Annotated in this window: 7 protein-coding genes; 3 read left to right on the top strand and 4 right to left on the bottom strand. The window is 54.5% G+C overall.

Going from position 1 to position 7732, the window contains the following annotated elements; genetic code table 11:
• Window positions 1-174: 174 nt before the first annotated feature.
• From BSG17_RS21025 to BSG17_RS21035, 3 genes are all read right to left on the bottom strand, one after another.
• A complete protein-coding gene (locus BSG17_RS21025; protein WP_089827356.1) occupies window positions 175-2694 on the bottom strand; it encodes a phospholipase D family protein in 2520 nt (839 codons plus the stop codon).
• The gene (locus tag BSG17_RS21030; RefSeq protein WP_139246746.1) at window positions 2695-4590 is read right to left on the bottom strand and encodes a hypothetical protein; all 1896 of its coding nucleotides are present in this window, start codon (window positions 4588-4590) and stop codon (window positions 2695-2697) included.
• A gap of 738 nt (window positions 4591-5328) precedes the next feature.
• A complete protein-coding gene (locus tag BSG17_RS21035) occupies window positions 5329-6060 on the bottom strand; it encodes a hypothetical protein (RefSeq protein WP_089827358.1) in 732 nt (243 codons plus the stop codon).
• A gap of 300 nt (window positions 6061-6360) precedes the next feature.
• On the opposite strand from BSG17_RS21035, the gene BSG17_RS28760 reads away from it, so the two are divergent.
• Window positions 6361-6612 carry a helix-turn-helix transcriptional regulator gene (locus tag BSG17_RS28760; protein ID WP_394327979.1) on the top strand — a complete coding sequence of 84 codons (252 nt, stop codon included), beginning with the start codon at window positions 6361-6363 and terminating at the stop codon, window positions 6610-6612.
• A 3-nt stretch (window positions 6613-6615) separates the two neighbouring features.
• On the opposite strand, the gene BSG17_RS21045 is transcribed toward BSG17_RS28760, so the two are convergent.
• On the bottom strand, window positions 6616-6834 hold the full coding sequence (locus tag BSG17_RS21045; RefSeq protein WP_089827360.1) for a hypothetical protein: 219 nt from the start codon (window positions 6832-6834) through the stop codon (window positions 6616-6618).
• A 181-nt stretch (window positions 6835-7015) separates the two neighbouring features.
• Between BSG17_RS21045 and BSG17_RS21050 the strand changes: the two genes are divergently transcribed.
• Window positions 7016-7321 carry a hypothetical protein gene (locus tag BSG17_RS21050; RefSeq protein ID WP_089827361.1) on the top strand — a complete coding sequence of 102 codons (306 nt, stop codon included), beginning with the start codon at window positions 7016-7018 and terminating at the stop codon, window positions 7319-7321.
• Window positions 7318-7506: a hypothetical protein gene (locus tag BSG17_RS21055; protein ID WP_089827362.1), complete on the top strand. Its 189-nt coding sequence runs from the start codon at window positions 7318-7320 to the stop codon at window positions 7504-7506. Before BSG17_RS21050 ends, BSG17_RS21055 begins: the two co-directional genes overlap by 4 nt.
• Window positions 7507-7732 lie beyond the last annotated feature (226 nt).

Consider the following 7732-nt stretch of genomic DNA (forward strand, 5'->3'; position numbering starts at 1 on the left):
GTAGTTGCACTGTTAAGCACGTATCCATCCACTCTCTCCGGAAGCAGACATGCTGAGCTACGTTGAGAGCGATTTGAATCACGACATTACCCGTTTGGACACTAAAGAGATGATGAATTTCAAATTTGAAAATCCCGAAGAGTACGAGTCAAGTCATGCCTAAGTCCTGACAATCTAAAGCACAGATTCAACTTGTCGACGGTGCTCTCGCGGCAAATACTGAACCTCGGTTTCGAACACACGCTCGACTTCAGAGACTCCATGGGGCCCGAACCGATCTCGGTATGTTCGGATTGCGGCTGGCCCCGCAATAAGAATTGTTCGTCCAAGCGTCGTTCGAAGCTGCGACTCAAATGCTGTCGTCTCGAGATACCGTGTTGATGCGACCCGTCTCAGTTGATCTGATCGCTCAATGAATGCTCGAGTCTCTTCGATTGCCTCCAGACATCGAGTAACCGTTGTGTCGATCGCATTCGCTTCGAGTGCGTCGATGAGGTCATCGAGGGTACGGAAACATTGCGAGATGAGGGTTTCAAAGAGCCAGGATTGTTGTCTGTGGTACTCTGCAGTCGTGGAAGCAATATGACTCTCTGCAATCACAGCCCCGGTGATGATCTGGGGATACACCTGCGAATATATGCCGTCTTCGAGCTCTGGGATTGGCTCCGTTGCTGCAGATTCAATCGATGCTGCATACTCAAGTAGTGCTGCAACCTCACTGTCCACATCCTGATGGAGATCTTGTTCGGTGTACACCGTCTTCATGAACTGACGCGGTAAGATCGCAATTGAGTCTGGAAGCGGATTCCCGTTGGCGTTACCCGCACGCTCCATAAGCAACAGCAGTAATGACATGCGGTTAACACCAGCGAGGTGGCCACCGATACGTTCACACACATCCGTGGGGTTCGCTCGTAATTGCGTGAGCCAGGAATCAATATCGTTGATCCAGCCGGTATAGATTGATTTAATGATTTTTGTTGGATCACGTGACGCCGATGTTGCCTCCCAATCGCGCATTTTGAGGCCGCCTGGTGGTGTTGTGTCTGTGTCGCTGCCGTCGGTATCGGGTTCGACGCTCGTCGTTGAATTCGATTCGGCGTTCCGCGATCGCATTTGCTCGAGGAACGTGAGGAGTGACTCGCGGGTTTCCGCTTGCTCTTCGGCTGTGCCAGTAAATAATCCCGGGAGTAAGTAGGGAACGAACGAGACTCCGGCGTCACTAGTCGCGGCAATCGCTTCCTCACCCTGCGTTGGGTTGTAGACGTCGATCCATCGTGGTGACGAGCTCACGTCGTCACATCTGAGGATTGCTTGTCCGCCAGATTTCACAGCTCGACTCTTGGCATTCGTTCGGAAGGTGGCCTTTGCACAAATCGAGATGTAACCCTCATGTTCGGCCTCTTGTTCGATGTCTCGCTCATCAAACGTGATGTTTGTCTCATCAGTCTCGTCCCCGTGCGGAATGAGCCGTAGCGTCACTGTGTTGTTGCGACACCTGGTGGGAACCCGAGCCTGAAATTCGAGGACACCCCCACCAAAGGATCGATAGTTCGTGAAACTCACACTCTCAAGAGTGATTTCTTCACTCTCAGATACGGTCGCATCACTCCTTGCCGCTGGGAGCGACCGATCTGTCGGTGTGAAGCTATCTATGGTTGCCTCCGCTGTATCGAACGGCTCAGTTGCGAATAGGGACGAGGCGTCATCGAGTGGATCGCAACGCAGGAGTGCTGCCTCAACATTGCCGGCAGGGGTTGTTGCTGTTGTCGCTTCAAGTAGTGCTGGCGGGGAGAGATTTGGACTTCCAGCGAGTGTGTACTGAGCTTCCTCAGTTGTGAGTTGGAGTGCTTTCCCGTGGGTGTAACGGGTATCAGTATATGTTTCGGCGGCTGCTAACGGCTGGGAGAGCCACGATTCAAGAGCGGGCACCTCAATCTGGGTGTGCTCGTCTTGGAGTACAAGTGTCGTTGCAATCTTTCGGTCGGTGAATGCCTTTGGGACAGCAAGTGTCCGACCATAGAATGGGGCTGTCAGCCGTACTTGTTGGATCGTTTCACCTCGAGCAGCAATGCGCTCGAACACCTGCGGAAGGATTGCACGCGAGAGGTTGTGCAGAAACCACGTTGAGCGGGCATCTTCAGAAACAGTCGGGTCCGTCGTCCACGCTGTCGCATTGAGAGTTGCAGCAAGCCGCTGTTTCGGAATATGACCCATGCCATCCGCTGCATCGAGTTCGAGAAGTGATTGGAGGAACGAGCGCACCTCCGAGAGAAGGACTGCTGCCTCAGAGGATGCTGCCTCGTCGACGTCGCAGTCGATCATGCTCATTGTCTCACGATTGTGGGTGAGTGCCTGCTGTGTGAGATTTGCACTCCCGATATACGCAGCAGCATAGCGTTCGCCACCTAAAAAGAAGATTTTCGGATGGAAGGTTCTGTTTGCTGCAGTGGTTACTGGCGCGAGATAGTACTGTTTGCCTGCCAGCTGAGGTTGTGCTTCAGTAGCTGCAGCCGACAGCGATCCGATGTACGACTTCCGATCGAGCAGGATGACGTTGTTGGTGCCGGTATTATTGTTCTGGAACACCGGCAACACAACGGACTCGAAGAACCGTGCTGAGAACGGGTACGTCGTGAGGATCGCACCAGTAACGTTCCGCCAGTTGTGCTCGAGGTGTCTGAGAACGCGCATTTATCGGTCCCCCACGACGTAGAACTTCTCGAGCAACGCCTGTCCATGCGTTGTTAGTGTCAGCTCCCGCAGTGAGTTTCCAGTCGTCCAACCGAGCTCGAAGAAAATATCGCCCAGTCGATCGTACTTGAGGGTTGGGAGATTGGGTGTCCCACCATTGAATGGGCGAACGTACGACAACTGGCCGTCTGCGTCAGTACTCATCAGTTGTGGTGATTTCCCAGGGTTGTCCGCGAGCTTCTGGTACAATCGATTAAAATACTGTGTATAGATGTGGTCGTCCGTGAACTGCTGGAGTACTGTCGCCACTGTCTGGGATGGATCATACGGGAAATTCCACAGTAACGCTGGACTTGGGTAGCGCTCGGTTTCATTGAACCACTGCCGATAGGGGGCGAACTCGTCGGCCGAGAAATCGTGCTGATATCGCGCCTGTAGACTGCTTAATAGAAGCGTACTGTAACCGAAGACGCGGGCACTCTTTGCGAGGGAAGGGGTGTCTTCGAGAGCATCTTGCAGCAGAGTGCGGAACGCCCACTCTGAGCGTGAACCGAGCGTCAGGGCATCAGCCCCTGAGGTCAGGACTGTTGTAAGGGCCTCCCAACTGTCCTTGCCACCCACCTCTTCGAGACTCTGTGTGTCGTTTTCGGGAGTTAGACGTGCCCGATGCGACGTTTCGAAGGCCTGTCCATAGTAAATTGAGTTTTTGATTTGTGCACGCGTATCGAGCTCCCCATCGCTTGGTTCGACCTCTGCCGCGAGTCCCGCTTCGAGTGCTTCTCTGTATTCCGGGGCTGTGAGGATGCGTTCTATAACCTCGGCTTCCCCGATCGGCTCTAGCATGCGAACTGCTTCATAGAAGCCGATAAGCAGTGCTTGACACGCTTGTGAGAAGTATTCTGTATGGATGACGAGCTGCCAGAGAGCACGGCTCTCAGCAAGGGGTGTGAAATCCGGTGTTTTTGTCGGTCTCTCGGTCACCCAGTAGCCTGCATAGAGGATTAGCAACAGCGACGTTCGGGTAAAGACGTGCTGTCCGGAGAGTATATACTTTTCAAGATCTGTGAGATCGGCCTGTTCGCGGGCTTCCATCACATCCAGTCTGGCGGTCGATGCGTCCTCCTCGTCGTAGGCGATGAGTGATTCAGCAAGATTTTCGCGATCGAGGAATGGGGCTAAGTTGAGTCGCTCTACAGGGAGGGCCTCAAGGAAGTCGAGGTCCTCCCAGGTCGTTTCTGGTGTATATAGACCGAGGAACGCTTTCGTGAGATATTCTCGTTCTTGGTTCGAGAGCTGACAGAGACATCCGTGTTCGGCGAACCGCTCGATGAGAGCAGGTTGAACACGTTCGGCTTCGACAGCCGACTGGAGCTCACTGAACTCGACTGAAATCGCCTCGTCAAATGCCACAGCAAGTTGCTTGCCAAGCGGTGAGAGCGTCCATTCATTTTCGAAGAGCAGGAGGTTGTACAGAATCCCTTTGTAGTACTGATCGAACCCTGAGCTATTCGACGTCAGGGTGAAGTTATCGTTTGAAATGTTGACGGTATCGACAGTCGGATCATAGATATCGCCGACCTTGCGACCGTCGTCGAGTTCCCGCTGGCGGCTGACGATTCCTTGTCCATGTGTGCCCTCGTCATCACAGTCATGGGCGACGTTGGCAAACAAGTAGATCTTCTCGTAGCGTTGGCGCTCATCACGGGTGTGTCGGTCGAGATGATCCGTTATCCATGCCCAAAATGAAAGATACCGCAGGCGCTCAGTGATTGCAATACTGCTGACCGGATATAGCAGGCGACTTTGGAGTCGATTGATCGTTCCTTCAGTGCCTAGAGGATCGAGAATCCGCATTCGAGAGGGTTGGTCGGTCCAGACGGGGCCGTGGATATTCATCTCAGAGTCTCTCTTATCGTTTGGAATATCGGCACTCCACACGCCAGAAATAAGTAACCTAGGGCGTGCATCCAAAGACGCCGTTCTTGTATGTGGACTCGCGCACCGTACTCCGCAAACGAGAGGGACTCACGAAGGTGTCCTGAGAGTAGCCGACCTCTCGAGGGAGCTCACTCAGACTGTCGGATCTGTGTCAGCGTCTCCGTGAGATACGTCTGCCCGCCATCATCCCAGTATTTACCCGTAACCTCAGATGATTCATTGCATGGAACCGAGGCGAAGTGCCTACTGCCTGGAGAGTAGCTGGCGACCGGCGATGGTACAGCGGTACAGACCTACAAGAAAAGCGTTGGTTTCCCGGGCTGAAAGATCTAGAATGCGTCGGTGGAGACGGATGTGGTGATTGTTCGGTACCAACATTTCACGTCACTCCTCAATGCGATCTGCTCCGTCAGGAGCATTCGTTATGGATGTCTCCGGCAGTGATAACATTTCGAGATCCTCACAAATTGTGACTGCAGGGTCGGTCGGTCCCCACCGACCTGAGGGCACATCTAATCACACCCGTTGTGATAGGCTTCGACCGAGTAAACGGCTCAAACTCGTTTCATCCACCACTACTACTCCTACACCAACCGAGGCTCTCCCGAGTGCTGTTGCTAGTAGTACCGTGCGTCCGCGCGGTTTGTGTTCGCTGCCTATCGTGTAGTGAGTGTTGAGTCGACGGCTATCACACCCTCACTGTCGCCACCACATCACAACGTCTGTGATACTGCGGGAGTCCTCACTCGTCGCCGACTCGAGGTCGGCGACCGCTTGCTCTGTGAAGACGACGCGTTTGGTGCCACGGCGTTTGACGATCTCCGTCTCGTCTTTGCCGAAGCGATTGAGGAACTCCATCACTCGGGAGACGGTCTCCGTGTGGGGGCTTTCGCCGTCCTTCGAGCGCAGGACATTGCTGATGGTACTCGAATCAATCGTGTAGCCTGCCGGGACTTTCTTGGCGTAGTCGCTGATGCCTTTGGCGACGTAGCGGGCGCGTTTTTCGTTGGGCGTGAGTTGCTGGACGGCCTCTTTCGAGAAGGCGACGACCTGCTGGAGTGGGGAGAGTGATGAGACGTCGTCACTCGTGGCGACGTCGTCGGTGGTCAACTTGTGGAACTGCTGTTGGAGTCGCTTACGGTGTTCGTGGGCCGACTCGTAGTTCGTCTCGAGTTTGCGCACGCGAGCTTTGGACTCGGCGAGGTCCGCTTGGTGGGTCTCGATCGTCTCGGCCTGGTCGTCGACCGTCGCTTCGAGCTGGTCGGTTTCGGCTTCGAGGGTGTCGACGCGGGCTTGGAGCTCGGTGTTCTCGGTTTCGAGGGTGTCGACGCGGGCTTCGAGCTGCTCGTTCTTCGTTTCGAGGGCGTCGATACGGGATTTGAGCGTCTCGAGTTCGTCGGCGAGAGCCGGACTCGTGGTCGCGCTCATTGGGCGCCCTCCGTAGCGACGGGCGATTGTGCGACGAGACCTTTTTGGGTAGGTGGTGTGTTCGAAGGCATGCGGTTGATATCCCTTTGACCGCACCGGATCCGTGCTACAACACGGGTCCTTTCTGCGAGGACCAAGTGACCCGGTGGACAGTCTATTTCTATAGAACAAACCCCACGGTATTAATTCTTGATACTATCTTTCGCAATGTGAGCAGTGTGGTCTGAGTCTGTTGATAGAACCACTATTCCTATAATCGCCACACAATGATGGAAACCTATGCGTGACCAAGCACAGTGGATGAACAAAGCAAGTATCCCTGTACTAGAACTTCTAAACGAAGCTGGTATTGCAATACCTGGTCAGACGATTGCACTAAATTTGGATAGGATGCTCTCTCATGCTCCTTCTCGCGCCACAGTCTACCGAACGCTGGACCCGTTAGAGGCACATGGGTTAATTGAACACGTTACTGGGGACACCAAGCACTACATCATCACTGAGAAAGGCGAACAGTTTCTTGCAGGCGACCTACGAGCGTCTGAGTTGTAACTTTCAGTTCTCGTCTTCCTCTACTTCACAGACGACTTCCTGCAGCTCGGCCAATAGCTCTGGCTTGTGTTCGGCCAGCATAGCCATCTCTTTCGGGAGTTCTTCCTGTATCCGTCGCCGAACGCGAGAGACAGCCTGATACCGCTTTTCAGGTTCTTCGTCTGTTTCCTCAGCGATTCGTTCCCATTCGGTGTTCGTGATTAGACCGCGAGATCGTGGCATCGTAATCCACCTATCTGAGACAACAACGACCGACTATCAAATATCTTACGTTGCGAATATTCGCAACTAATAAGTGGGTATAGACCATAGTTATCACTGAGAAGCCCTGGTTTCGCCTTCCGTAGAAAGGCCACGTGCTGGTACACGTGACCGGTGGCTTCTCAGTCCAAGGAGAAAGCCAATGTCAACTACGCACACCACGCCACAAGAGCGTACCGCATCGGTAGCTAGCCATCTCACCGACGCCCTCGCCCGTTCGTTCACTCTCGGCGTCGACGCCACCGGGTCGACCCATCACTATTACCGTCCCGCGGACGCCGTCGTCGTCTTCGAGGGGCGCACGTTAGATCACTACCAGCCGCTCGACGGCCGCCCGCTCGCTGAGTGGCAGGCGTTCGTCGCGCAGGAGCGTGGGTGGGACTCGACCGGCCAGCTTGCGCACCTCGGCCTGCAGGTTGATGCAGAGCGCAAGGAGGCCCACGCATGAGCGCGCGCGAAGAGTTACAGATGCATCTCTCGCAGGCGCTGTCGCGGACCGAGAATGCTGAGGTGCAAGCGCATCTATATGCGGCCTTAGAGTCCACCGAGGCGTTACCGCCGACGCCGCTCGTTGAGTGTCCCGTGTGTGGGAAAGTGGGGTTGCCGGAGCGGATCGAGATGCACGAGTGCTAGACTGGGTAGTTTACGCAGCACGATTTTGCCACACACTTTTTCAAGTCGTCAGGAGGCTCCTCTCTTACAGGGGGTTCGTCTGTAACCACGTCGACCAGCGCGGTGACGTCCAGAATCAGCTGCTTCAACCCTACGAAGGTTCATCTGTAACCGTATCGGACGACCATCGATTTCGACGACACCGTTGCTTCAACCCCACAAAGGTTCGTCTGTAACTAGCGAGTTC

It is taken from the genome of Halogranum amylolyticum, assembly GCF_900110465.1.
Taxonomy (GTDB): domain Archaea; phylum Halobacteriota; class Halobacteria; order Halobacteriales; family Haloferacaceae; genus Halogranum; species Halogranum amylolyticum.

What these genes read in the sequence shown, in the direction of transcription:
- BSG17_RS21045 (WP_089827360.1), bottom strand. Translation starts at nt 6,834, where the DNA reads ATGCCACGATCTCGCGGTCTAATCACGAACACCGAATGGGAACGAATC.
- BSG17_RS21050 (WP_089827361.1), top strand. Translation starts at nt 7,016, where the DNA reads ATGTCAACTACGCACACCACGCCACAAGAGCGTACCGCATCGGTAGCT.
- BSG17_RS21055 (WP_089827362.1), top strand. Translation starts at nt 7,318, where the DNA reads ATGAGCGCGCGCGAAGAGTTACAGATGCATCTCTCGCAGGCGCTGTCG.
- BSG17_RS21025 (WP_089827356.1), bottom strand. Translation starts at nt 2,694, where the DNA reads ATGCGCGTTCTCAGACACCTCGAGCACAACTGGCGGAACGTTACTGGT.
- BSG17_RS28760 (WP_394327979.1), top strand. Translation starts at nt 6,361, where the DNA reads ATGAACAAAGCAAGTATCCCTGTACTAGAACTTCTAAACGAAGCTGGT.
- BSG17_RS21030 (WP_139246746.1), bottom strand. Translation starts at nt 4,590, where the DNA reads ATGAATATCCACGGCCCCGTCTGGACCGACCAACCCTCTCGAATGCGG.
- BSG17_RS21035 (WP_089827358.1), bottom strand. Translation starts at nt 6,060, where the DNA reads ATGAGCGCGACCACGAGTCCGGCTCTCGCCGACGAACTCGAGACGCTC.